The 22,926-nt window shown below is 45.5% G+C and carries 22 protein-coding genes; 8 read left to right on the top strand and 14 right to left on the bottom strand.

What is annotated here, in order from left to right; all coding sequences use genetic code 11:
* Window positions 1-575: 575 nt before the first annotated feature.
* Window positions 576-2,408 carry an ABC transporter ATP-binding protein gene (locus tag BLS23_RS11725; protein WP_089652742.1) on the bottom strand — a complete coding sequence of 611 codons (1,833 nt, stop codon included), beginning with the start codon at window positions 2,406-2,408 and terminating at the stop codon, window positions 576-578.
* A 13-nt stretch (window positions 2,409-2,421) separates the two neighbouring features.
* The gene (locus BLS23_RS11720) at window positions 2,422-4,179 is read right to left on the bottom strand and encodes an ABC transporter ATP-binding protein (RefSeq protein WP_089652741.1); all 1,758 of its coding nucleotides are present in this window, start codon (window positions 4,177-4,179) and stop codon (window positions 2,422-2,424) included.
* Between the two features lie 448 nt (window positions 4,180-4,627).
* On the opposite strand from BLS23_RS11720, the gene BLS23_RS11715 reads away from it, so the two are divergent.
* A complete protein-coding gene (locus tag BLS23_RS11715) occupies window positions 4,628-5,485 on the top strand; it encodes a mechanosensitive ion channel family protein (protein ID WP_425250621.1) in 858 nt (285 codons plus the stop codon).
* 32 nt (window positions 5,486-5,517) lie between these two features.
* On the opposite strand, the gene BLS23_RS11710 is transcribed toward BLS23_RS11715, so the two are convergent.
* The 5 genes from BLS23_RS11710 to cbpB form a co-directional block, all read right to left on the bottom strand.
* Window positions 5,518-6,810 (bottom strand): hemolysin family protein, encoded by a 1,293-nt coding sequence (locus BLS23_RS11710; protein WP_089652740.1) that lies wholly within the window; start codon window positions 6,808-6,810, stop codon window positions 5,518-5,520.
* A 92-nt stretch (window positions 6,811-6,902) separates the two neighbouring features.
* Complete coding sequence (locus BLS23_RS11705) at window positions 6,903-8,018, bottom strand: N-acetyldiaminopimelate deacetylase (RefSeq protein WP_425250620.1); 1,116 nt, start codon at window positions 8,016-8,018, stop codon at window positions 6,903-6,905.
* A 75-nt stretch (window positions 8,019-8,093) separates the two neighbouring features.
* Window positions 8,094-8,813, bottom strand: a complete 720-nt coding sequence (gene dapD / locus BLS23_RS11700; protein WP_089652739.1) for a 2,3,4,5-tetrahydropyridine-2,6-dicarboxylate N-acetyltransferase — start codon at window positions 8,811-8,813, stop codon at window positions 8,094-8,096.
* A gap of 60 nt (window positions 8,814-8,873) precedes the next feature.
* Window positions 8,874-10,346: an MDR family MFS transporter gene (locus BLS23_RS11695; protein ID WP_089652738.1), complete on the bottom strand. Its 1,473-nt coding sequence runs from the start codon at window positions 10,344-10,346 to the stop codon at window positions 8,874-8,876.
* 67 nt (window positions 10,347-10,413) lie between these two features.
* A complete protein-coding gene (gene cbpB, locus BLS23_RS11690; RefSeq protein WP_089652737.1) occupies window positions 10,414-10,881 on the bottom strand; it encodes a cyclic-di-AMP-binding protein CbpB in 468 nt (155 codons plus the stop codon).
* A gap of 250 nt (window positions 10,882-11,131) precedes the next feature.
* Here cbpB and trhA point away from each other — a divergent pair, with 250 nt between their 5' ends.
* The gene (trhA, locus tag BLS23_RS11685) at window positions 11,132-11,770 is read left to right on the top strand and encodes a PAQR family membrane homeostasis protein TrhA (RefSeq protein ID WP_089652736.1); all 639 of its coding nucleotides are present in this window, start codon (window positions 11,132-11,134) and stop codon (window positions 11,768-11,770) included.
* Between the two features lie 122 nt (window positions 11,771-11,892).
* On the opposite strand, the gene BLS23_RS11680 is transcribed toward trhA, so the two are convergent.
* The 4 genes from BLS23_RS11680 to BLS23_RS11665 form a co-directional block, all read right to left on the bottom strand.
* Entirely contained in the window at window positions 11,893-12,837 is a 945-nt protein-coding gene (locus tag BLS23_RS11680; RefSeq protein ID WP_089652735.1) for a F510_1955 family glycosylhydrolase, read from the bottom strand.
* A gap of 60 nt (window positions 12,838-12,897) precedes the next feature.
* Window positions 12,898-13,098 (bottom strand): cation transporter, encoded by a 201-nt coding sequence (locus BLS23_RS11675; RefSeq protein WP_089652734.1) that lies wholly within the window; start codon window positions 13,096-13,098, stop codon window positions 12,898-12,900.
* Between the two features lie 106 nt (window positions 13,099-13,204).
* Window positions 13,205-15,607, bottom strand: a complete 2,403-nt coding sequence (locus tag BLS23_RS11670; protein WP_089652733.1) for a heavy metal translocating P-type ATPase — start codon at window positions 15,605-15,607, stop codon at window positions 13,205-13,207.
* A 13-nt stretch (window positions 15,608-15,620) separates the two neighbouring features.
* Window positions 15,621-15,938, bottom strand: a complete 318-nt coding sequence (locus tag BLS23_RS11665; RefSeq protein ID WP_089652732.1) for a metal-sensing transcriptional repressor — start codon at window positions 15,936-15,938, stop codon at window positions 15,621-15,623.
* Window positions 15,939-16,092: 154 nt separating this feature from the next.
* Here BLS23_RS11665 and BLS23_RS11660 point away from each other — a divergent pair, with 154 nt between their 5' ends.
* Window positions 16,093-16,746 carry a DUF4396 domain-containing protein gene (locus tag BLS23_RS11660; RefSeq protein ID WP_244157180.1) on the top strand — a complete coding sequence of 218 codons (654 nt, stop codon included), beginning with the start codon at window positions 16,093-16,095 and terminating at the stop codon, window positions 16,744-16,746.
* Window positions 16,747-16,831: 85 nt separating this feature from the next.
* On the opposite strand, the gene BLS23_RS11655 is transcribed toward BLS23_RS11660, so the two are convergent.
* Both BLS23_RS11655 and fadH read right to left on the bottom strand, forming a co-directional pair.
* Window positions 16,832-17,026, bottom strand: a complete 195-nt coding sequence (locus BLS23_RS11655; RefSeq protein ID WP_089652730.1) for a DUF2197 domain-containing protein — start codon at window positions 17,024-17,026, stop codon at window positions 16,832-16,834.
* A gap of 15 nt (window positions 17,027-17,041) precedes the next feature.
* Complete coding sequence (fadH, locus tag BLS23_RS11650; protein ID WP_089652729.1) at window positions 17,042-17,809, bottom strand: 2,4-dienoyl-CoA reductase; 768 nt, start codon at window positions 17,807-17,809, stop codon at window positions 17,042-17,044.
* Window positions 17,810-17,956: 147 nt separating this feature from the next.
* Between fadH and BLS23_RS11645 the strand changes: the two genes are divergently transcribed.
* From BLS23_RS11645 to BLS23_RS11630, 4 genes are all read left to right on the top strand, one after another.
* Window positions 17,957-18,814, top strand: a complete 858-nt coding sequence (locus tag BLS23_RS11645; RefSeq protein ID WP_089652728.1) for a metallophosphoesterase — start codon at window positions 17,957-17,959, stop codon at window positions 18,812-18,814.
* A 102-nt stretch (window positions 18,815-18,916) separates the two neighbouring features.
* Window positions 18,917-19,477 carry an SCO family protein gene (locus BLS23_RS11640; protein ID WP_089652727.1) on the top strand — a complete coding sequence of 187 codons (561 nt, stop codon included), beginning with the start codon at window positions 18,917-18,919 and terminating at the stop codon, window positions 19,475-19,477.
* Between the two features lie 62 nt (window positions 19,478-19,539).
* Entirely contained in the window at window positions 19,540-20,010 is a 471-nt protein-coding gene (locus BLS23_RS11635; RefSeq protein ID WP_089652726.1) for a YkyB family protein, read from the top strand.
* Window positions 20,011-20,072: 62 nt separating this feature from the next.
* Complete coding sequence (locus tag BLS23_RS11630; protein WP_089652725.1) at window positions 20,073-20,282, top strand: hypothetical protein; 210 nt, start codon at window positions 20,073-20,075, stop codon at window positions 20,280-20,282.
* A 661-nt stretch (window positions 20,283-20,943) separates the two neighbouring features.
* On the opposite strand, the gene BLS23_RS11625 is transcribed toward BLS23_RS11630, so the two are convergent.
* Entirely contained in the window at window positions 20,944-21,849 is a 906-nt protein-coding gene (locus BLS23_RS11625; protein WP_089652724.1) for a chemotaxis protein, read from the bottom strand.
* Between the two features lie 818 nt (window positions 21,850-22,667).
* Here BLS23_RS11625 and BLS23_RS11620 point away from each other — a divergent pair.
* Window positions 22,668-22,926, top strand: a 259-nt coding sequence (locus BLS23_RS11620; RefSeq protein WP_143015262.1) for a helix-turn-helix domain-containing protein, incomplete at its 3' end; no start/stop codon positions are given.

The following is a 22,926-nucleotide window of genomic DNA, read 5'->3' as shown; positions in this document are numbered from 1 at the left end:
TTCAAGATGTTTTCAGGGGGCGTTGCCGTGTTTGGAGTCAGGGGTGGTTGGGGAGCTACTCGCTTTCCTGTGGGGGAGTGGCGAGCTTCCTCGGACTACGTCCTGCGGGATCTCGCCTATCTCCTTTCTCCCACGGGAGTCTCGCAGCTTCCCAACCACCCCATTCGATAAAGTGAGAAACGAACCCCTTCACCTAGAAGGACTGTCTTTATCTATCCCTTTGGCTGTACGTAGGAAGTGCTCTATATCAAGCATTTTAATCCAAATACCTGAACCAGGGGCTTAAACTACCCACCTCCATCAAGTTGGAAATAAACTGTTTCCAGAAGTAGTTTCGAGACACTGATATGGCAAATGGGCGGAGGGGGATGAGGAGACTCCTGTGGGAAAAAAGTGCTTGGTGAGACCCCACAGGACGCAGTCCGAGGAGGCTCACCGCGCTCCCACGGAAAGCGAGTCATCCTCCGTAGCCCCCATCCACTCAACAAAAGTCTCGAAATCAAGTATTCAAGAATCCTGCCATTTAGTTCAAAAAAAAAGACACCGGGTTTCCGGTGTCTTTTTTTTTGAAAAGTTTATATGGCGTCGAGCATTTGGAACTGGGCTTTTACGAGGTCGTAGTACTCGCCTTCCTGGTCCATCAGTTCATCATGCGAACCCTGCTCAAGGATGCGCCCGTTTTCGAGAACGAAAATGTTGTCCGCTTCTCGTATGGTCGACAAGCGGTGGGCGATCATAATCGCCGTCCGTCCTTTAAGCAGTTTACGAAGCGCCTGCTGGATTTTCAGTTCTGTCTCTGTATCAATACTAGCAGTTGCTTCATCTAAAATTAGAATTCTTGGATTGGCAAGAAGCGCACGAGCGAAGGACAGGAGCTGTCGTTCACCGGCGGATAGGATGTTTCCGCGTTCTTCTACTTCTGTTTCATACCCGTTGTTCAAACGTTGGATAAAGTCGTCGGCTCCGACGACTTTTGCCGCTTCGATGACTTCTTCATCGGAAGCATCGGGACGTCCGAAGCGGATGTTTTCCATGATCGTCCCTGAGAAAATGAAGGTATCCTGCAGGACGACACTGATCTGCTGGCGGACACTATCAATCGTGGCATCCTTCAAGTCTACCCCATCGATTTTGACCGAACCCTTGGTCGGATCATAGAAGCGACTGATCAAGTTTGCAATCGTCGACTTTCCAGACCCGGTATGGCCGACAAGAGCGACGGTCTCACCCTCTTTCATTTCAAGATTGATATTATGGAGGGCGATGCGTTTAGAATCATAGGCGAATTGAACGTGATCAAATTCGATATGGCCCCTCATGTCTTTCAGTTCAATGGCATCTTTCTTCTCCTCCACGTTTGGTTGCTCATCCAGGAATTCAAAGATCCTTTCGGAGGCAGCCATCGCCATCAGAAGCTGGTTATACATCTGTCCTAAACGGGAGATCGGCTCCCAGAACATGCCAAGGAAGAAAGCGAACATGACAAAGTCACCTACTTCGATACTTGACTGCAAGATTAAATGGGCTCCATAAGCGACAAGGATGACTGTTCCGACCGCATTGCTCATTTCAACAAATGGGCGGAACATGGCACTTTTCCTTGCAGCTGTGTTCCAGGATTGGAAGTTATCCGTATTCACACCATTGAAGTACTCTGTATTTTCTTTTTCCTGAGAAAAAGATTGAGTAATTCGAATGCCCTGGAGGCTTTCATTCAAGTGCGAATTCAACTTAGATTGTTGAATACGTACATTCTGCCAGGAGCGCCGGATGTTACGGCGCAGCTTTGTTGAGATATAGAACATGATCGGCAGGATGACGAGAATCGCAAGCGCCAGTTTTGGACTGAAGACTAATAAAATGACGACAATTCCCGTCAACATGACCACGTCCATCAGCAGGTTGATGATTCCGTTCGTAAACAATTCCTGCAGGGAGTTGATGTCGTTCATGATCCGGACAAGGATCGACCCCGCGGACCTCGAGTCGAAAAACTTATGTGAAAGTCTTTGAACATGGGAAAACAAGTGCTGCCTCAAGTCATAAATGACATTCTGACCGAGGATGTTCACATATTTTATTCTAAGCCCATTACCGATGTAACTGAGTAAATACATGATGGCAATTCCAACCACGAGTTGGATCAATAGATTGGTGTCCCTGTCAGCAATCGCAATATCAATTGCTACTTGACCAATTAAAACGGGAACAACCAGCCTCACGATGGTGGATACGAGCATCGCAATGATCGCTACGGGCAGCAATGTTTTGGCATAGGGCTTCAAGTACGTAAGCAGCCGCCACATTTGCGCCCAGTTGAACGGCTTTTCAATCGCCTGGTCCTGCGTATATTTAAAACGATTCAAATGGGTGCTCGTTTCTGGTTCATGCTTTGGTTTGCGAGCCATGGTCTCCCTCCTTTTATGAAATTTTAGATGTCTTTAAAATTTTCTCTTTATCCTGGTATTGAATATCGTAGATTCGTTGATAAGGTCCTCCATTAGTTAGAAGGTCCTCATGCACTCCACGTTCCTTGACGGCTCCGTCTTCAAGAACGATAATTTCATCGGCATGTTTCAATGAGGAAATACGGTGTGCGATGATGAATGTCGTACGACCTCTCATCACTTCCTGCAACGCTTTTTGAATCTTGAACTCTGTTTCCATATCAACAGCAGACGTTGCATCATCCAACACGAGAATCGCTGGATCAATAAGAATCGCACGTGCAATGGCAATCCGTTGCTTTTGACCGCCGGAAAGTCCCATTCCACGCTCTCCTAAAAGAGTGTCATAGCCGTCCGGCATCTCCATGATAAATTCATGAGCCTGTGCCCTCTTGGCGGCATCGATAACATCTTCAAGTGTCGCGTCGGGATTTCCATAAGCGATGTTTTCTTTAATGGTTGTAGAGAAAAGAAATGACTCCTGTAAAACAAAGCCGATATTTTTGCGCAGACTTTTCAATCCATAATCCTGGACCGGGCGGCCATCGACGAGCACTTCCCCTCTTTCCGGTTCGTAAAAACGGGTGATCAATTGAGTGATACTCGTTTTTCCGGATCCCGTTGCTCCGATTAGTCCGATCGTTTTTCCAGGAGGCGCATCAAAGCTTATATCTTTCAATGCAGAATCGTCATCTTCAATATAAGTGAGAGTGACATCCTTGAATGTCACATGACCTTGCAAACGATCTTGATGAATGGCTGAGTCCTTCTCACTTATTTCTTCTTCTGCTTCTAAAATTTCAAGCAATCGTTCACCAGAAGCTTTTGCCTGAGAGAAAAGGTTAATGACAAAACCTAAGTTCATCAAAGGGCCAAGAATATACCAGACTAGACTGAAAAAGGCCACCAATTCTCCTAACTGCATCGAGTTGTTCATAACCATATAGCCACCGTAGGCAAGCAGAGCGACAACGGATACGTTACCGATAAATTCCATCAATGGGAAATAACGAGCCCATATGTTGGATGTTGTAATGAATTTGGATCGGTAATCTTCACTTCTGTTCGAAAAACGTCCGATCTCAAAATTCTCTCTTGAAAGAGATTTAACGGTATTCATACCGCTAATATTTTCCTGCACCCTGGTATTCAGTTTTCCGAACGACTTACGGATCTTCCGGAATGCCGGGTGGACTTTACGATCAAACCGGTACACCACAAGTGCTAGAAACGGCATGGCAGCCATCGTGACAAGGGCGAGGGGAATGGAGAAATAAAACATGACGCTCAAACTGATTACAATTAAGAGGAAGATTCGGATAAGTTCCGAAAATCCAACGGAAAGGAAGAAACGAAATCCTTCCACATCTGCCGTAAGTCTCGACATTAAATCCCCTGTCTTCGCATTGTCATAATAACGGAAAGGAAGCCGCTGCAGCTTTTTATACAACTCATCACGCATCGTATATACGGAACGGATTCCGAAGAAGTCCCCTAAATACTGGTGATAATATGTAGCAAACCCTTTGAGGATCATGAGTGCGATAAATGCGATACATATATAAGGAATGAGACTGTACTCTTCAGCGAGAACGACATCATCGATTGTCACTTTCAACACGATTGGATATACGACGGTAATGATGGTCACGAAGAATAATGAAAACAAGGACCAAAAGAAATATTTTCGATACGGCCAATAAAATGCCTTTAGTTTTTTAAACGTATCCAAAGGTTTCCCTCCTTCTTATTTTTTAACGTGATATTAAATATATCGGGTTACGAAATAAATATCTACCCATTTGCAATAATTTTTGAAATTTTCTATCTAGAGGATGATTTTCCCTCATACAAAAGTTGTAGAAGTAAGTGTTTGGGGGCTTACGGGAAAGGTCACCTCCCTCTCTGGATCTTCTCATTAAAAATCTTGAACCAGAACCTTCAGCATGAGAGAGCTCATTTAGAATTTCCATAGAAAGCAAAGGAATTTTAAAACACAACCCTACCATTCTTATGGTGGTTAATCTCCTTCTATACCTTCTTTATGGGTAAGCTTATTGATAATCTTCACTATTCCCTCTACTTTTGTTTTCGTGGTTATCCAAAAAATTTGTGTCTTTAAATGTAAAACATTGAATTCTCCTGTCAGATTCCGCTATTCTAATAGAGGAGACCGGAAGATGGAAAGGAGTTTATTGATGAATTTATTTGAAGAAGGATTAAATTTTAATTTCGATGTCCTCGTTGAGTGGCTGATCACGGGAGGACTGAAAATCGTTGTCATCCTCATCGCCTTTGCGATCATCAAACCTTTAGGTACGAAAGCGATTGAAGCAGCGATTAATCGTATGAGTCAGCAGAGGAACATTACAGACGGAAGAAATAAAACATTACAAAAAGTTGCTGTGAACCTGTTTTCTTATGTATTATTATTTATTCTGATTATGATGCTGTTAAGTGCGGTGAACATCGAAATCGGACCATTGCTTGCTGGTGCCGGAATTCTCGGTTTAGCGATCGGATTCGGTGCCCAGGGTCTGGTTTCTGATATCGTTACCGGATTTTTCTTGCTGATCGAGCGCCAGATTGAGGTGGAGGACTACGTCACAGCCGGCGGTTATGACGGGGTCGTTGAAGAAGTCGGTATCCGTACGACGAAAATACGCAGTTTTGATGGGACATTGAACTTTGTGCCGAACCGGAATATCGTCGGTGTCGCCAACCACTCCCGCGGCAATATGCGCGCGCTGGTGGACATCGGGATCGGTTATGATGAAAACATCGATGAGGCGCTGGCGGTTCTTCAGAAAGTTGCGGACCAATTCGCAGAGGACGAGCGTTTTGTCGAAGGACCGAATGTGCTGGGTGTCCAGAGCCTCGGTTCTTCTGACGTTGTCATCCGTATCCTCGGTAAAACGGAAAACATGGAACAATGGGCGGTTGAACGTGATATGAGAAAAGCGATGAAAGAAGCCTTGGATGCTGCGGATATTGAAATTCCATTCCCGCATCAAGTGTATATTCAAAAAGAATCCTAATAAAAGAAGTAACCCGACCTCGAGAGGTCGGGTTATTTTGATTCTTCTTTCCACATTTCCACTTTTTTGATTTGTCCTTTGACTAAATCAACGATTTTAAAATGATACCCTTCCCCTTCGACAACGGTGCCTTCTTTCGCTTCAAAATCTTTCGTATACATCCATCCTGAGATCGTATCAATATCGATATGATCCAATTGGATATCAAAGAAATCATTGATGTCCTGGATAGCGGTCTTGCCTTCGATTAAAAAGTGGCCGTTTTTCAGCCGTTTAATATCTCTTTCTTCTTCTGCATCAAATTCATCCCGGATTTCCCCGACGATTTCTTCAAGGATATCTTCCACGGTCACAATGCCGGACGTTCCCCCGTATTCATCAATGAGCACAGCCATATGCGTGTGATCTTTCTGCATTTTGACAAGCAGGTCGTGAATTGGGATATTCTCAAATACTTTCATGGCCGGACGTAAAAACGGACGGAGCGTACTCTGATTTTCCGCATCATCATAGAGCAGTTCTTTCATATGAATGATGCCGATAATTTCATCTTTGTCTCTTTCAATCACCGGGTAACGCGTATACCGGTTATGCTTCACTTCCCTTACCGCATTCGTCACCGACTGCCTTACATCGAGAACAGCCATTTCTGTGCGAGGGATCATGATCTCTTTTGCCGTCCGATTATCAAATTCAAAGATACGATCGACGTACGTGTACTCGGACCGGTTGATTTCACCTTTCTGATAGCTTTTCGTAAGGATGTGTCTCAGCTCTTCTTCCGAGTGGACTTCATCCGATTCACGAGCTGTCTGAAAACCGAGCATACGCACGAAAATATTGGCGGATCCGTTCAACAGCCAAATGAGTGGATACATCAATTTGCTGTACAACATGAGAGGTCTCGCTAAAAGCAATGTAATGCTTTCCGCCTTCTGGATCGCCATTGTTTTAGGAGCGAGCTCTCCGAGGACGACGTGTAAAAAGGTAATGACAAAAAAGGCAATGACAAATGAAAGGGTGTGGGTGAGGCCTTCTGGTAAAGCAATTTGATCGAACAAAGGTCTTAACAAAACTTCAAGTGTGGGTTCCCCTAACCAACCAAGCCCGAGGGCAGTAATCGTGATGCCTAATTGGCATGCACTTAGATAATAGTCAAGATCACTGACGACACGAATGGCATTCTCCGCTTTTTTATGCCCTTCCGCTACCTTTGCTTCCAGTCTTGTTTTTCTAACCTTTACGATGGCAAATTCACTGGCTACAAAAAAAGCAGTGAGCAGGATCAAAATTGCTACTGCTGTCAATTTAATCGTTATTTCCATCAGGGCCACTCCTTATAAAAAAGAAGGAGGAAACCTCCTCCTTCTCTCATCTATCCTCTATTGTTAACTGGAATGGCCAACCTATGCGCACATTAAAGGTTTCGAAGTGTTTTTTCAACAATATTGACGCCTACAGTGAGTGCTTCTTCCTTCGGTTTCAACGTCGATTGGTGAAGACCTGCTTCAGAATCAACACCAAGCCAGAACATGAATCCTGGAATTTCTTTGAGCATATATCCGAAGTCTTCGCCCGTCATCGCCATGTTCGCATCCTGAAAACGATAATCTGTCTCTTTTACGATTTTCTCAAAGTGCTGCACTTGTTCTGCATCGTTGAACACCTGATGATAATTGGCTCCGTAATCGATGTGAATATCGCAATCATTCGCGATTTCATAGCCGCGCGCTACCTTTTCGATCTCCCCTTTCACCTTTTCCATCGCTTCTGGAGATAAGGTGCGGATCGTACCTTCCAACCGGGCCGCCTGGGCGATGATATTCTGCACCGTTCCTGCTTCGATTTTTCCGATGGTAATGACCGCGCTGTCCAATGGATCGACTCTGCGGGCGACGATTTGCTGCAAATGGGAAACGAATGCACTTGCTGTGACGACCATATCATGAGTCAAATGAGGAAAGGCCGCGTGTCCCCCGACGCCTTTGAAGTCGATGAAAAGTTCGCTCGTGTTAGCAAACAGTAACCCAGGTTTTGAAGAAACGGAACCGACCGGTAGTTCTGGTGCCACGTGCAACCCGAAAATCACATCCGGGCGGTGCCTGTCCATCGCTTCCGATTGAAGCATCGGTTCTGCTCCGCCTGGGCCTTCCTCGGCAGGTTGAAATAGGAAAACGACATCATCATCGGCCGGTTTCTGAGCGAGTCGGGTCAAAGCTCCAAGCGCGATGGTCATATGAAAGTCATGGCCACAGGCGTGCATACGTCCATCGTGCGTCGACTGGAACTCATACCCTGTCTCTTCCGTCAGAGGAAGTCCATCGATGTCGGCACGGTAGCCGATCGTTTTTTGACCGACGTTCCCTTGGACCCGTACAAAAATTCCTGTACGCCACATTTCTACCCTCAAAGCTTCTTGAGGCAGTTGGTTTATATAATCCAATAAATACTGCTGTGTTTTGTACTCTTTGAAGCCAAGTTCAGGAATCTGATGCAGCTCTCTTCTGATTCTAGTCAACATTTCTTGTTTCAAAAAGAATCCCTCCCTATACGAAGGGCCCTGCTCCAGGAGCAAGGCCCTTCCTTCTATTTCATCTGATCGAGAAAATTAGTTATCCAGTTTACGAAGTGCCTGCATGATTTCAGTCTTGGACTTCGTCTGATCGTCGATTTCTTTGATCACTTTGGCAGGTGTGCCGGCAACAAGTGTGTTTGCTGGTACATCTTCTGTCACAATCGCTCCAGCAGCAACGACCGCACCTTCGCCGACCGTTACGCCTTCTAGGACAACCGCGTTCGCACCGATGACGACACCATCTTCAATGACGACCGGTTTAGCAGAAGGTGGTTCGATGACCCCTGCAAGGACAGCACCGGCACCGATGTGGCAGTTCTTCCCGACGGTGGCACGTCCTCCAAGCACGACGTTCATATCGATCATCGTCCCTTCACCGACGACAGAACCAATGTTGATCATCGCTCCAAGCATGATGACCGCTCCGTCTCCAATTTCAACTTGGTCACGGATAACAGCGCCCGGCTCGATGCGTGCGTTGACCTTTTTCAAGTCAAGCAAAGGAATCGCAGAATTACGGCGGTCGTTCTCAAGCACATAGTCCTCGATTTCGTTTTCATATTTTTCGAGAATTGGCTGGATGACTTTCCATTCTCCGAAAATAACCCCGGAGTTGCCTGTGATGAAATCCTGCACCTGTTCACCAAATTCGATGTTTTCCAAATTTTCACCTTTCAAATAAACTTTCACCGGTGTTGATTTTTCACTATTTGATATGAATGAAATGATTTCATTTGCGTCCATTTGTTTCATGAGTAGTTCCTCCTTTATGTATCTTTCATCCTTTACTTTATCAAAGGGTGCCTGACTTTTTCAATCTTCTTTTTTTGGAATTCTGAGAATTAGTAGAAAACTTAAGACAGCAAGTACGAGTAATCCCATGTACACAAGATGCAGACCTGATGTCAATCCATCCTGTAAAACAAGGAGAGCTTCCTGACTTAACAGCTCTCTCGTTTCCTTTCTAAGCAGGGAATTGGCAGAATCGACACTGAAAGACGCTGGAAGACTCGAACTCTCAATAGCATTTGCCACCTGGCTGTTCAAGATCCCTCCAAGCAAGGCGGCTCCAACAGCACTCCCAATCGTCCGCATGAACATATTGGTCGCGGTCGCAATGCCTCTTTTTTTCCAATCGACACTGTTTTGAATCGAGACGATAAATGAGGTCGACGATAGCCCCATGCCAATTCCTATGAATAACGAGCCCATCGCAGCAAACAAGGGGCCTTTTTCCGGACTGAGCATGGAAAAGATGATTCCTCCTATGATGAGCGAGACCCCGCCAAGGATGGCGGTCGGACGAAAACCGATTTTCAAAATCAGTCGTCCGGCGACAGTAGCTGCGATCGGCCAGCCGATCGACATCGTCGTCAAAGTGAAGCCGGCAACGGTCGCTGATTGCTCCATTACCCCCTGGACGAAGGCCGGTAAATAGCTGCTCACGCCGATAAGGATCATCCCGGTCGTAAGCGAAGTGAGGTTGGCATAGCGAATGGAACGGATGTGCCATAAATCCATCGGCATCATCGGATCATCCGTTTTTCTCTCGTGAAAGAAAAAGGCCAGGGCACCAATGAGAGCAACGACAATCATGGAAAGCATCGTCCATGACATCCAATCGATCCCTACCCCGCCTTCTACAAGGATAATCATCAACGTGCTGACTGTGATAACGACCCACATAGAACCGGCAACATCCACACTCCTTTTTTCTTTGGAAACCTCTTCTTTAAAGAAAAAGAGAATCCCGAAAAGAGCAAGCAGGCCGAGAGGGATATTCATCCAGAATACATACGGCCATGAGAGGAGATCGACGAAGAAGCCCCCAAGCGCAGGCCCCGTCACAGCTGAGATGCCCCAGACGCTCGATAAATACCCTTGGATTTTCGCGCGCTCTTCTTTTGTATAAATATCACCAACAATCGTTGTCGCAATCGGCATCAAGGCTCCAGCTCCCATTCCCTGGACGAGCCTTGCCCCGATCAGAACATTCATCGACGGAGCAAGAGCACAAAGAACAGCCCCTAATAGAAAAAGGCTGATTCCGAGCATGAAGATCGGTTTCCGACCGAAAACATCCGCTAATCGGCCAAAAAGCAGGACGGTCGCTGCATTCGTCAGGAGATACGCAGAAAATACCCAGCTGTATAAGCTGAACCCTCCCAGATCCGCTACGATACTCGGCATCGCCGTGGACACGATCGTCGCTTCAATCGCTGCGAGGAACATGGCGAGCATAATCGATGCAAGCACAAGCCCCCGTTTTTGTTTATCTTTCTTCATATGTAGGTTCACCTTCAATACAAAAATAGATGACATCTTAGATGCCATCTATTCTATCATAATCGGTTTATTCACTTGCTTCTACCATTGTATGTTTGAAAGTTTCATGATAATGCTTGCTGAATTGTTTGAGGATTGTCCGACGTGTTACAATCCCGTCGAATTCCCCTTGTGGATTCGTCACGCAGACAAAAGGATAATCAATAAGCTTGTGCATCGCATCAATCATATTGTCATGGAGCTGTAGACAAGGCACTTCATCATCCATCACTTCACTAACCGTCATTTCAGACAGTCGGTTTAATTCAAATTGTTCAATTCCCAACGTTTCTTCCAAAATTTTCGTTTTGCTGATGACTCCCTGAAATTTAAACGTAGGATCCAGTACAGGTACCGCAGAATAACCAGACTTCACTAAAACCAAAAGCGCATGCTCGAGCGGGTTACCAATTTGCACGTGGGCTACTTTCTCTGATGGAATCATAAGTTCTGAAACGAGCGGGATCCTCAATGCTTCTTTTTCTAAACTAACCATGTTCTTATTCACTCCTCTTTTTCTTGAACATTGAAGGAGCAGAAAGAGACGCTCTTAAGACCATTACATATTCTAACACAATTTCTCCCTAAGCACGAACGCAATTTCCGACATTTCTCTCTCTCGCTTACTTCCGACTTCCTATTACCCCAATCATTGTTCCCGTTAAACCTATTTAAGTATCCAGTCTTTATAAAAACAAGAATCCGGCGTATAATGAAGATAGTTCATTACATTGGAGTTGAAAAATTTGCTCACACACACCTTTACAAAGCGTGAAGAAATCGCCAATGCCATCACCCATGGCATCGGTGCCATTTTAAGCATCGCGATGCTCGTCCTGCTCATTGTGTTCGCAAGTATCGGCGGCAATGCCTGGCATATTACGAGTGTGACGATCTACGGGGCCACTATGCTCATCCTGTATGTATCCTCGACGCTCGTCCACAGTTTTCCACCAGGCCGGGCCAAGGATCTGTTTGAGATCTTCGACCATTCCGCCATCTATCTATTCATTGCCGGAACGTACACACCAATCATGCTCGTTCCGTTACGGAGTACACTCGGGTGGACGTTGTTCGGCATCGTCTGGGGAATGGCCATTCTCGGAATTGTTTTCAAAGTGTTTTTCGTCAAACGATTTGTTGTGATGTCTACGGTTTTCTATGTACTGATGGGCTGGTTGATCGTTCTCGCCTGGGGTCCATTGACAGCGGAAGTACCTGCAGCAGGCATCACCTATCTCGTTGTAGGAGGCGTCATGTATTCGATCGGATCGATTTTTTACGTCTGGCGGAGCTTCAAATACCACCACATGGTCTGGCATTTGTTCGTTCTCGGCGGTTCGATCCTCCATTTCTTCTCGATTTTTTTCTATATCATCGGTTGATGGAAGACTCGCAGGTGCACCCTGCGAGTCCTTTTTTATGGAGAATTCCCTTTCTACGCCTCAACGGGTCCCCCTGCAAGAATAAAAAAGAACTCCAATGATTTTCCATTGGAGTTCCTTCATTAAGAAACGGTTTCCCCTTTTTCTACAATCTTCTCCCAATTCTCTCCTCCGTCTTCAGAGACATACGCTGCACCATTAAAGGTGTAAATCGCCATTCGATTGTCTGCTTCTGCAAAATACATGACAGCGTCTTCTTTCAGGTCGGGAAGTGGAACATCCGATGTGCCGGATTCACCAATTAAATAGGATGTCATGGTCGCTTCCCCAGTGTATAAGCCATAAAACAATTCATCTTCGTTAAAATATAGGCCTCCCGCTTGTCCAGACTCAGAAATCCTCTCAAAGCTCTGACCACCATTTTCGCTTAAGAAAACCCCTGAGTCTGTAGCTACGGCTACCGTTTCTCCATCTGTAGGATGGACAGCCATTTGGAATACACCGCCTTCGATTCCTTCCGCATGGATAGACTCCCATGTCGCGCCAAGATCTGTACTCCTATAAAATCCTTGATCTAATTGGGAATTAGGCTGCTCATTGAACACGTAAACAGATTCATTGGCAAACCCTGCTCCCATGACGTGAAAATCACTTTCCCCATCAAAAGCAAGAGCCTCTAAACTCTCTTCAGAAACTTTTCCTCTTTGCAGACCCAGCGGATTTTGAAGATCACTGGAAGGAATCGGGTGCCCTGAAGACAGAAATCCGTCCTCCCTCACCTGGAATCCCATGTAATCATGAGGGTGATACACCGCTTCTTTCCATTGCCCCTCCTGAAAAATTTTGATTCCTGTGTGGGCGGCAAAAGCGAACCCCTCTTCCATATGGCCAAGACCGTGGACATGTCCGAGATTTCCTTCAAATGATTGTAAGTATTCCTGATTCTCCGCCTTATCTTCTGTGCTGTCCTTAGCTTCTCTTGCCTCTTCTTCGACTTCCTCGCTGCAAGCACCAAGAAAAACGAAAACTAAAAGAAGACTCAATGCAGCTTTTTTAACGTTTCCCATGTTTCCCCACCTCTTTTTAAAAAATACCCCCGGGCAGTTTTACACCGGGGGTTGTATTTGCTATACGACGTCATAGCCTTGTTCTTCGACAGCTTCTCTCATTTCTACTTTATTGGCGCTATCTGCATGGGAAACTTTTACGTTACCTGTATCCAGGTCCACGTTCACATCGTTTACTCCATCGACTTCTTTCAGTGCTCCTTCAACAGCACTCTTACAGTGTCCGCATGTCATTCCTTCTACTTTCAATGTTGTTTCCATTTTCAACACCCTTTCATTTTTTGCTTTTTTGCTTCATCATCAACAAGTCGAGGTATATGGAGGAAATTTCCCCCTCTCCCCTATGAACTAATAATCATATTTTTTTTTATATTTTTGCCCGCTTCAGTCTTAGTGAGTTTGTAACGACACTTACTGAGCTGAAGGCCATGGCGGCACCGGCTACCCATGGCGCGAGAAGCCCGAGAGCAGCGACCGGGATGCCTGCAGAGTTATAAGCAAGAGCCCAGAAGAGGTTCTGTCGAATGTTGCTCATCGTTTTTCTGCTCAAGCGGATGGCCTGGCTCAAGTGAGCAAGGTCCCCACCCACAAGTGTAATGTCTGCCGTTTCAATGGCAACATCTGATCCGGTCCCGATGGCGATTCCGATATCAGCGGTCGCAAGAGAAGGGGCATCATTGATACCATCTCCCACCATGGCGACTTTTTCTCCACGTTTTTGCAGTTCTTTCACTTTTTCAGCTTTCTGTTCGGGAAGGACCTCAGCAAAGACTCCATCGATTCCGACTTGCTTGGCAATCGCATCAGCAGTACGTTGGTTATCACCTGTGACCATATAAACGTTGAGGTTCATTGCTTTTAAATTTTCAATCGCTTGTTTGGATGTTTCTTTAACTGTATCTGCTACGGCGATATAGCCTCTCAATTCCCCTCCGACGGCGATGAACATTGCTGTTTTCCCTTGTTGTTCCAGTGTAACCAAGGATTCTTCATACAAACCATAATCGATGTTTTCGCGCTGCATCAATTTTCTTGTTCCAATATAAACATGTTCGTCGTCCACCACGGCTTTAATCCCATGTCCAGGAATCGCTTCGAACTCCGCAGCTGCTGTTTTCGTGACACCCTTTTCCTCTCCGTATTGGACAATCGCTTCTGCCAAAGGATGTTCAGATGATTTTTCTGCAGAAACGACGAGAGGTAATAAAGCTTTCTCATCATCAAAAGCTACAAAATCAGTTACTTCCGGTTTTCCTTTTGTGACGGTGCCTGTTTTATCTAATAGAATCGTCGTCAGTCGGTGGGTGCCTTCCAAATATTCACCGCCCTTGAACAAAATCCCCTGCTCAGCGCCTTTTCCTGTACCGACCATGATTGAAGTCGGTGTAGCCAGGCCAAGGGCACATGGACAAGCGATGACGAGCACAGCAATGGCAGCTTCCAAGGCAGGCGGCCATTCTCCCGGAGAGACGATGAGAAACCACACAAGGAAAGTCAAAATGGCAATACCTACAACAATCGGAACGAAAATTCCAGAAATCTGATCCGCCGTTCTTTGGATCGGTGCTTTCGATCCTTGCGCTTCTTCCACGATTTTGACGATGCCGGATAAAGCCGTATCTTTACCTACCTTTTCCGCTTTCATTGTAATCGTTCCGTTTTTGTTGATCGTTGAGCCGATGACTGGTTCCCCTGCTTGCTTATCGACAGGGATCGATTCTCCTGTGATCATCGATTCATCGACAGAAGTGATGCCGTTGATTACAGACCCGTCCACAGGGATTTTTTCTCCTGGTTTAACGAGGATTTCATCGCCGACCTGAACATCATCGACAGGAACTTTTTCTTCTTTTCCATCACGGATGACGGTCGCTTCTTTCGCCTGAAGGTTCAACAGTTTCGTCAATGCAGCTGTCGTGCGGCCTTTGGCAAGTGCTTCAATAAGTTTCCCTACAAGGATGAGGGTGATCAGTACGGCACTCGTTTCAAAATATAACTCAGGCGTGACCCCAGGATTCAACTGCCAGCGGATGGCTTCGACCAAACTGTAAAAGTATGCGGCCGAAGTTCCAAGTGCTACAAGGACATCCATATTGGCACTTTTATTAGACAGCGCCCGGTAGGCTCCTTTATAAAACTGGGCTCCGATATAGAATTGGACAGGAGTTGCGAGCAAGAATTGAAACCATGGATTCATCAGCCACATGGGTACCGGAAGACCGATATCCCAAGGTAAGTGACCGACCATCGTGTACAGAAGCGGAAAAGATAACAGGGCTGAAATCCAGAGTTTCCGCTTTTTCTCTTTGATTTCTTCTTCCTTCTGCTCTTTTTGTTCCTCCCGGTTCTGCTTCGTAACCGCATGATAACCTAGTTTCTCGACTTTCCCAATGATGTCATCGACGGTCAGTGTGTTTGGGTCGTATTCAATGACACCCGCTTCTGTCGCTAAGTTAATGTTCGCCTCACTCACACCACTTGTTTTAGACAATACCTTTTGTATTCTTGATGAACAGGCAGAACAGGTCATGCCTTGAATATCCAGCTCTACACGCTCTTTTTGCACACCATAGCCAAGCTTTTCGATTCTCGCCTGAATGTCTTCCGGCTGGACCTTTGACTCATCATAGTGGACATTCGCCTTTTCCATCGCGAGGTTGACGTTCGCCTCAACGCCATCCATTTTGTTGAGCACTTTTTCAATTCGTGTGGAGCAGGCGGAGCATGTCATCCCAGTGACCCCTACATTCATCTGCTTCTTATCTGCCATACTTATGCCCCCTTTACTTCGAGAACTGTCGGACAACTTTCATCAATTCATCAATTGCTTCGTCGCCATTGCCTTTTTGAATGGCATCTTTGACGCAATGATGCGTGTGACGCTCCAACAAGTTGTATCCGACTTTATTCAAAGCGTTGTTGATCGCTGATATCTGCACGAGTATATCCACACAGTAACGATCGTCTTCCACCATTTTCTGAATGCCGCGAACTTGACCTTCGATACGTTTCAAGCGGTTCAATACCGCCATCTTTTCATCTTGTGTCCTCGGTTTGACCGGTTGTTTCCCGCTATCTTCCGGAAGATGATTCTCTGTCATAACACCGCCTCCTTTGCTTACTATTATATACCCGGTATAGGTATTATAGTCAATTGTTTCACCTTGGTGATCCTTATAATTTTTACTCGTTTATTTATTTACTACCTTAGGGTATAGTTATTTAAACTCCGAAAATATAGAGGTGATTGTTTTGTTGTCTACCATTTCTGTAATCGCACTTGCGATTGGTCTTTTATGTTCTCTTATTATTACCGTGGATATCATGAGACACCCACAAATGATGAAGATTATGAATATCGTCTGGCCGATCAATGGATGGTTTATGGGCCCTGTCGCCCTGTGGACTTATTTTAAATGGGGACGTCTGAAGAGTAAGGATAATGATAAAGAGGATCATCGAGGCAGACCTGCGAAAGTGTTTGTTTCCACGAGCCACTGTTCAGCAGGCTGTACCCTTGGTGATGCTGTAGGTGTACCGATTGTTGCCTTGACGGGCATGATGATTGCAGGCTCCACCTTGTTCGCCCACTACACCGTTGAATTCGTGCTGGCTTACTTATTCGGCATCCTTTTTCAGTATTATGCGATCTATCCGATGAACGAAGATCTCAGTAAAAAAGGAGCCGTTTGGGCTGCTATTAAAGCTGACTCCCTATCGTTGATCGCTTTTGAGGTGGGAATGTTCGGTTGGATGGCCATCGTCCACTTCGTCCTGTTTCAGGAGCCACCGAAGCCGAACGAGGCTTCTTACTGGTTCATGATGCAGATTGCGATGATTTTAGGTTTCTTGACAAGTTATCCGGCTAACTGGGTATTGGTGAGAAAAGGGATTAAGGAAGAAATGTGAAAAATGGATCGATGAATGGAATCGCAAAAAAAATTGTTAACAAAAATAAACGTCCAGGAGGGATACCCTGGACGTTTATTTCTTATTACCTCAAATATTTATCGTGAGAATCAATCATATCAGGGTTAAGCCCTGTAGACGTTTGCGCATCTTTCTGCATCGATTGATTACAAGATTTACACACATAGGACGTCTTAGGATTTTTACTTATCTTCATATACTGCGGGTCTGAACGGTCTAATTTATACGTCTTTTTGCAAAAGAAACACTTCTTTTCCATGCCACTCTCCCCTTTTTAAAAAGGAAATTTGTTCAGCCACTGGCCTCCATCAAGGGTAACGACCTCTCCATTCATATAAGCCCCTTCTTCAGATAGAATGAACTTCGCAAGGCCTGCGATTTCCTCTGGCTTCCCTAAGCGGCCAAGAGGTACGGAAGCAAGGGTACGCTGGGCTGCTTTTTCCGATTGAAACAGTTTCTCAGCTCCACCCGTCCGTTCGATTGGCCCAGGTGCGATGGCATTGGCACGAATGCCGTATTTCGTTCCCCATTCCACAGCGAGCGTACGGGTCATCGTAAGCACCCCTGACTTCGCAGAAGCGGAATGAATCACACCAGCACCCGCATTCCAAGCGTAGGTGGCGACGATGTTTAAAATCGACCCTTTGATTTCATTTTCAATCCAATACTTTCCGACCGCCTGGCTGCAATAAAAAGTTCCATTTAAAACGATGTTGATGACAGAATTCCAACCGTTCGGAGACAGGTCTTCCGCAGGTGCAATGAAATTACCTGCTGCATTATTAACGAGATGATCGACTCTCCCGAAGGCCTCCACTGTTTCTTTGACCATCCGTTCGGTATCTTCTACTTCACGGACATCCATTTGAACCGTTAGGACATGATCTTCTTTTCCGGCTGCGATCTGTTTCTTCGCTTCTTCCAGCCGTTCTACATTCCGGCCGGTAATCGCGACCTTCGCTCCTTCTTGTACAAACCTTTCAGCCATATGCAGCCCCATCCCACTGGAACCACCTGTAACGATGACGACTTGATTTTCCATATGTAAAACCTCCTCTTCTTGACTACTTATGTAATTCAACAAGAACAAACTGAATACCTGTTCATTTTTAAAATAAAGTATAAAAATTCGACGTTATCTTTCCTTCAGCCATGTTATAATGGCGGAAGAATTCAGAGGAGAGACGTCATGAAAATTACGAGAAGAACCTTCATCAAACGTACATTAGCAAGCGCTGCAGCCTTTATCGGACTCAATGCGTTCGGTTATTCGTATGCACGTTACATGGAACCGAATATGCTCGCCATCCGCCGCCATGAGATCAAACACGGGAAGATCCCACGGCATTTTCATAATTTCAAAGTCCTCCAGTTTTCAGACACGCACGTCGGCTTTCATTATGAATTGGATGATTTGGAGCGTCTCGTTGAAAAAATTAATGCAGAAAAAGCAGACCTCATTTTGTTTACAGGGGATCTCGTAGACGAACCGCACACCTACTCGTTTCCTCCCCGCCTCATCCAAATATTAAAGCGCTTGGAAGCGAATCAAGGCAAGTATTGGATTTATGGAAACCATGACCACGGCGGCTATGGTACGGAAAAAATTCGTGATGTCATGGAGCAGAGCGGCTTTCAACTTTTACAAAATGAACATACCCTCATTGAAAATGGATCTGCGTCCTTCACGCTTGCCGGTGTCGACGACATCATGCTCGGCCAACCTGATTTAGAACAGACACTCGAGAATGTTCCCACAGATTCGTTCACCTTATTGATGGTTCATGAGCCGGATGTTGCGCTTGAGTATCAGCACTACCCCGTGGATGTACAACTGTCCGGGCACAGCCATGGAGGACAAGTGCAGGTGCCTTTTTTCGGCTACCTTGTCACTCCGCCGTTCGCTGAGCATTTCGTCGAAGGGCACTACCCATTAGTGAACGGGTTCAACCTTTATGTAAGCCGTGGGATCGGTACGACAAGACTTCCTTACCGGTTTATGTGCCGCCCGGAATTTTCCGTGTTCCGATTGAAATCCACACAATGAACCAAATCGAACTCTTACATTTTTGTGACAGATAGAAAACAAGTCTGTCCTTTTTCCTTTGGAGTGGTACACTGAAGACAATTTAGAAAGTTGGAGGATCCCATGAAATTAAGATTTTGGATCAGCATCATTTTTCTCATAACCATCACGGCGGCCTGTGGGTCGAAGGATGTCGGTGAATTATCAGCCGTGAATCAACATGGAAAAGAGGTATCCGTCCCCGGAGCATATGCTGGAGATTACTGGGTTGCGGACTTCATCTTCACCAACTGTGAAACCGTCTGTCCTCCGATGACAGGGAATATGTCCAGGTTGCAAGCACAATTAGAGCAGGAAAATTTAGACGTACAGCTCGTTTCTGTTAGTGTAGATCCAGCAAATGATACACAAGAAAAACTGCTATCTTTTGCTGAGAACTATCAGCCGAATTATGAGCAGTGGGACTTTCTGACAGGTTATTCTTTTCAGGAAGTGAAAGAATGGTCCATTAAATCATTCCAGTCCCCCGTCAAGAAAATGGAAGATTCGGATCAGGTCGCTCATGGAACGAGCTTTTTCCTCGTTGACCCTGATGGAAACATTGCAGAAACTTACAGCGGAACAAAAGCTGAATCTGTCGAAAAAATCGTCGAAGATCTGAAAAAGTATAAAAATGAATCTTGATATTGTAAAATGTTGTAAAATGATAAAAAGAGAGCTATACTTGGATGGAAAGGAGATCATAGATGAAAGACAATCAAATATCCAACCGCGAATTAGCCGAATCCCTATTTATCGTCAATCGACATGCCAAAACAGCCCCAGAACCGAGGCATCTCTATGACATTAAAAAGCATACGATTGACAAACTCCTAAATGAAAACCGCGCCAAAAAGGTCGGACTCCATTTTTCCGACCATCCGAAATTCAGCCAGCAGCACTCGACCCTCCTCATTGAAATTGGTGGTTACTATTTCCATGTTCCTGCAACAAAGAAAGACTTTCAAGATTTGGAGCATTTAGGAAAAGTCGACCAGTCTTACCGGAACCCAAAACCCAAATTATCATTGTCGAGAGCCAAACGTACGCTTTACCATTATTTGAATTGGAAACAACCGAAAAAGCCGGCCTATTCATTCCAAGGCACTTCACAACCAAGTATGCTCGGCCAGCCGACAGGCAGCCCATGGAACCAGCGCAGAAGAAGACGCCCGTAAACCCTTTTCGAGGTTTCATTTCTTACTAAATAAGGAATGGACAAATAGAGGAGGATGATAGGATGGCTGTAAGTGAAGTCGAAGATTTTTTATATCATTTGAAAAAGTATATGGAATACACAACGGAAATGCGTGCTTCTTATGAGCACCTTTCAGAGCATCACAAGAATATTGTCGTAGATTCATCACCAACAAAAGCTGGGCCGGAAACGTTGTCCAAGCATGCTTATGACTGGCATGATGAGTTGTTCGAGCGATTAAAGAAGGAATAAAAAAATCCGCCAAGGAGCGGATTTTTTTATTCCTTCTTTTTTATCCATCATGACTATTCCACTAAATGTCCCTTTTCTGGAAGACCTAGTTTCGAGATAACCGGGGTTCGTTTGTCGTATTTGGATTCAGGGGTTGTTGGGAAGCCACTCGCTTTCCTGTGGGGGAGCGCCGAGCTTCCTCGGACTACGTCCTGCGGGATCTCGCCTATCTCCTTCTCCCACGGGAGTCTCGCAGCTTCCCAACCACCCCATTCGATGTAGAGAGAAACGAACCCCTATACCGAGAAGGAGTTTCTCCCACTCTTCTCTCCTAAGTATGCATAAAGCGTTCTATATCAAGCTTTTACATTGTGAATGCGAGCTGTGGAGGGGGTTATATTATCCACTTCCCTCAATCATACAAGCTGACTTTTTCAGAAGTGGTTTCGAGATCCTTATATGGCAAAGGGGCGGAGGGGAATGGCGAGACTCCTGCGGGAAAAGAGTGCTAGATGAGACCCCGCAGGACGGAGTCCGAGGAGGCTCAACGCGCTCCCGCGGAAAGCGAGTCATTCCCCGCAGCCCCATCCACTTACACAAAAGTCTCGAAACTGAGTCTTCCACAATCCTGCCATTTACTTTAATAACAAAGACAGACGTTCATTAATGGAGCCTGCTTTTTTTAGAGGATGTGATGATCGATGATTTTTACGAGTTCTACGATTTCCGGTTTGGAAACTTGGGCATCGGCTCCTACGATTTCCCCTTTGTGACGAAGGTCATCTGTAATCAGTGAGGAGAAAATGACGACTGGGAGTTGGCTCAAATCGCTATGATTCTTCAACAAACGAGTAAAGTGGTGGCCGTCCATACGCGGCATTTCGATATCAGTGATGATCAGCTGATATTCCTCTTCGATCGTTTTCCCTTCATCCAATAAATCTTCCAGATGTTCGTAGGCTTCTTTTCCATCCTCAAAAGAGATCGTATTTTCATATCCAGCTTCACTTAACGTTTCCTGTAGCATGGCACGAAGCATGCCGGAATCTTCAGCGATCATTATTTTCTTTTGTGAACGTTCCCTTTGGCCTAGTTCGCGCAGCTGCTCCGCGTTAATACTGGATTCAGGATTGATATCAGCGACTACTTTTTCAAAATCAAGCAGCAAAAGCATGTCTTCATCCATTTTGATTACTCCGGTAATTTGCGTTTCCAGCCCCTGATACATCTTATTCGGTTTTTCTATCTGTTCCCACGAGATACGGTGAATCTGTGTAACGGTATGCACATGGAAAACGATTTTTGTTTTATTGAATTCCGCCAGAATAAATTTATCCTGCTTCGGATTTTCGGATGGTGAAAACCCGAGGGCATGGGCTACATCTACAACAGGGACCACTTCCCCACGAATTTCGATGATCCCTTCCACCGATTTATGTGAATGAGGGATTTTTGTGACGGGGTGAGGGTTCAGGATTTCTTTTACTTTTATGACGTTTATGCCAAAACGGTTGTTGCCGATTCCGAATTCGACGATTTCCAATTCGTTCGTTCCACTTTCGAGTAATATGCCTTGATCCTGCTTCATGAAGCATCGTCCTTCCTTTGATAGAATCCACTCTTTATATCGTCTATCAAAGGTTAAATATAAAGCAGTTGTCCTCGATTACTAAAACCTCTCATTTGTTCCATAAAAGCTCCCTATTGTGGAAGACTCAGTTTCGAGACTTTTGGTTAGTGGATGGGGGCTGCGGGGAATAGCTCGCTTTCCGCGGGGCCCCACACGAGGTGGGGTCGTTCGATGTTGGCACCAGGACGTGCCGAACTTAATCGAACTTCCTCTGTTCTCTTGAGCCTCCTCGGACTGCGTCCTGTGGGGGCTCACCAAGCACCTTTTTCCTCTTAGATATCCGGTTCCGGCGCCTAGCGGCTAGTGAGACTTCCCTCGCTTCTGTACGATAAGTCAACATCGAATCACTCCGTTCTTCGTGTTTCCTTTATCTCCGCCAGCTCAGTCCAGTCCATACGCCGCTGATCAAGGCGCCTCCACACTTAAGGTAGGAGTCTCCCCATTCCCCTCCGCCCCTTTACCATATAAGTAGCTCGAAATCACTTCTCGAATAAGTAGCTATCCAGTCTGTTGGGAGTGTAAGAAAAAACTTCCATGCACAGGTTCATGAATCTTAAAACCTTTAATACAGAGCGCTTTATGCTTCTAACAGTCGGATAGTGGAAGACAATCCAACGAGGTAAAGGGGTTCGTTTCACGCATACATCGAATGGGGTGGTTGGGAAGCTGCGAGACTCCCGCGGGAATGGATTGGCTGGCGAGACCCCGCAGAGCTTTAGTGAAGTGACCCCCAAGAGTTGGACACTTATCTAGCTCTGAGTTAAGGGGGATTCACCTTGAAAAAATTTACGAAAGATGAAAAATTCCAAGCCGTTCGTCGATATATGGATGAAACGATAAGCTACCGTCACCTTGCTAACGAGATTGGCGTAGACAACTCCGCTCTACGCTATTGGGTCAAATTATATGAGTATCATGGCAATCAAGCTTTTGCGTGTCCCTATACAAACTATTCCTCAGACTTTAAACTGAAGGTAATTCAATGGATTAAAGACGAAGGGTATTCCATTCGCGAGGCCTCAGCTCTCTTCCATA

It is taken from the genome of Halobacillus aidingensis (assembly GCF_900104185.1).
Classification (GTDB): domain Bacteria; phylum Bacillota; class Bacilli; order Bacillales; family Halobacillaceae; genus Halobacillus; species Halobacillus aidingensis.
This window is presented reverse-complemented; position numbering and strand designations above follow the sequence as displayed.

Excerpts from the sequence above, each read along its gene's own strand:
- BLS23_RS11725 (WP_089652742.1), bottom strand. The coding sequence starts at position 2,408 with ATGGCTCGCAAACCAAAGCATGAACCAGAAACGAGCACCCATTTGAAT.
- BLS23_RS11715 (WP_425250621.1), top strand. The coding sequence starts at position 4,628 with ATGGAAAGGAGTTTATTGATGAATTTATTTGAAGAAGGATTAAATTTT.
- BLS23_RS11710 (WP_089652740.1), bottom strand. The coding sequence starts at position 6,810 with ATGGAAATAACGATTAAATTGACAGCAGTAGCAATTTTGATCCTGCTC.
- dapD (WP_089652739.1), bottom strand. The coding sequence starts at position 8,813 with ATGAAACAAATGGACGCAAATGAAATCATTTCATTCATATCAAATAGT.
- BLS23_RS11695 (WP_089652738.1), bottom strand. The coding sequence starts at position 10,346 with ATGAAGAAAGATAAACAAAAACGGGGGCTTGTGCTTGCATCGATTATG.
- cbpB (WP_089652737.1), bottom strand. The coding sequence starts at position 10,881 with ATGGTTAGTTTAGAAAAAGAAGCATTGAGGATCCCGCTCGTTTCAGAA.
- BLS23_RS11680 (WP_089652735.1), bottom strand. The coding sequence starts at position 12,837 with ATGGGAAACGTTAAAAAAGCTGCATTGAGTCTTCTTTTAGTTTTCGTT.
- BLS23_RS11675 (WP_089652734.1), bottom strand. The coding sequence starts at position 13,098 with ATGGAAACAACATTGAAAGTAGAAGGAATGACATGCGGACACTGTAAG.
- BLS23_RS11670 (WP_089652733.1), bottom strand. The coding sequence starts at position 15,607 with ATGGCAGATAAGAAGCAGATGAATGTAGGGGTCACTGGGATGACATGC.
- BLS23_RS11665 (WP_089652732.1), bottom strand. The coding sequence starts at position 15,938 with ATGACAGAGAATCATCTTCCGGAAGATAGCGGGAAACAACCGGTCAAA.
- BLS23_RS11655 (WP_089652730.1), bottom strand. The coding sequence starts at position 17,026 with ATGGAAAAGAAGTGTTTCTTTTGCAAAAAGACGTATAAATTAGACCGT.
- fadH (WP_089652729.1), bottom strand. The coding sequence starts at position 17,809 with ATGGAAAATCAAGTCGTCATCGTTACAGGTGGTTCCAGTGGGATGGGG.
- BLS23_RS11645 (WP_089652728.1), top strand. The coding sequence starts at position 17,957 with ATGAAAATTACGAGAAGAACCTTCATCAAACGTACATTAGCAAGCGCT.
- BLS23_RS11640 (WP_089652727.1), top strand. The coding sequence starts at position 18,917 with ATGAAATTAAGATTTTGGATCAGCATCATTTTTCTCATAACCATCACG.
- BLS23_RS11635 (WP_089652726.1), top strand. The coding sequence starts at position 19,540 with ATGAAAGACAATCAAATATCCAACCGCGAATTAGCCGAATCCCTATTT.
- BLS23_RS11630 (WP_089652725.1), top strand. The coding sequence starts at position 20,073 with ATGGCTGTAAGTGAAGTCGAAGATTTTTTATATCATTTGAAAAAGTAT.
- BLS23_RS11625 (WP_089652724.1), bottom strand. The coding sequence starts at position 21,849 with ATGAAGCAGGATCAAGGCATATTACTCGAAAGTGGAACGAACGAATTG.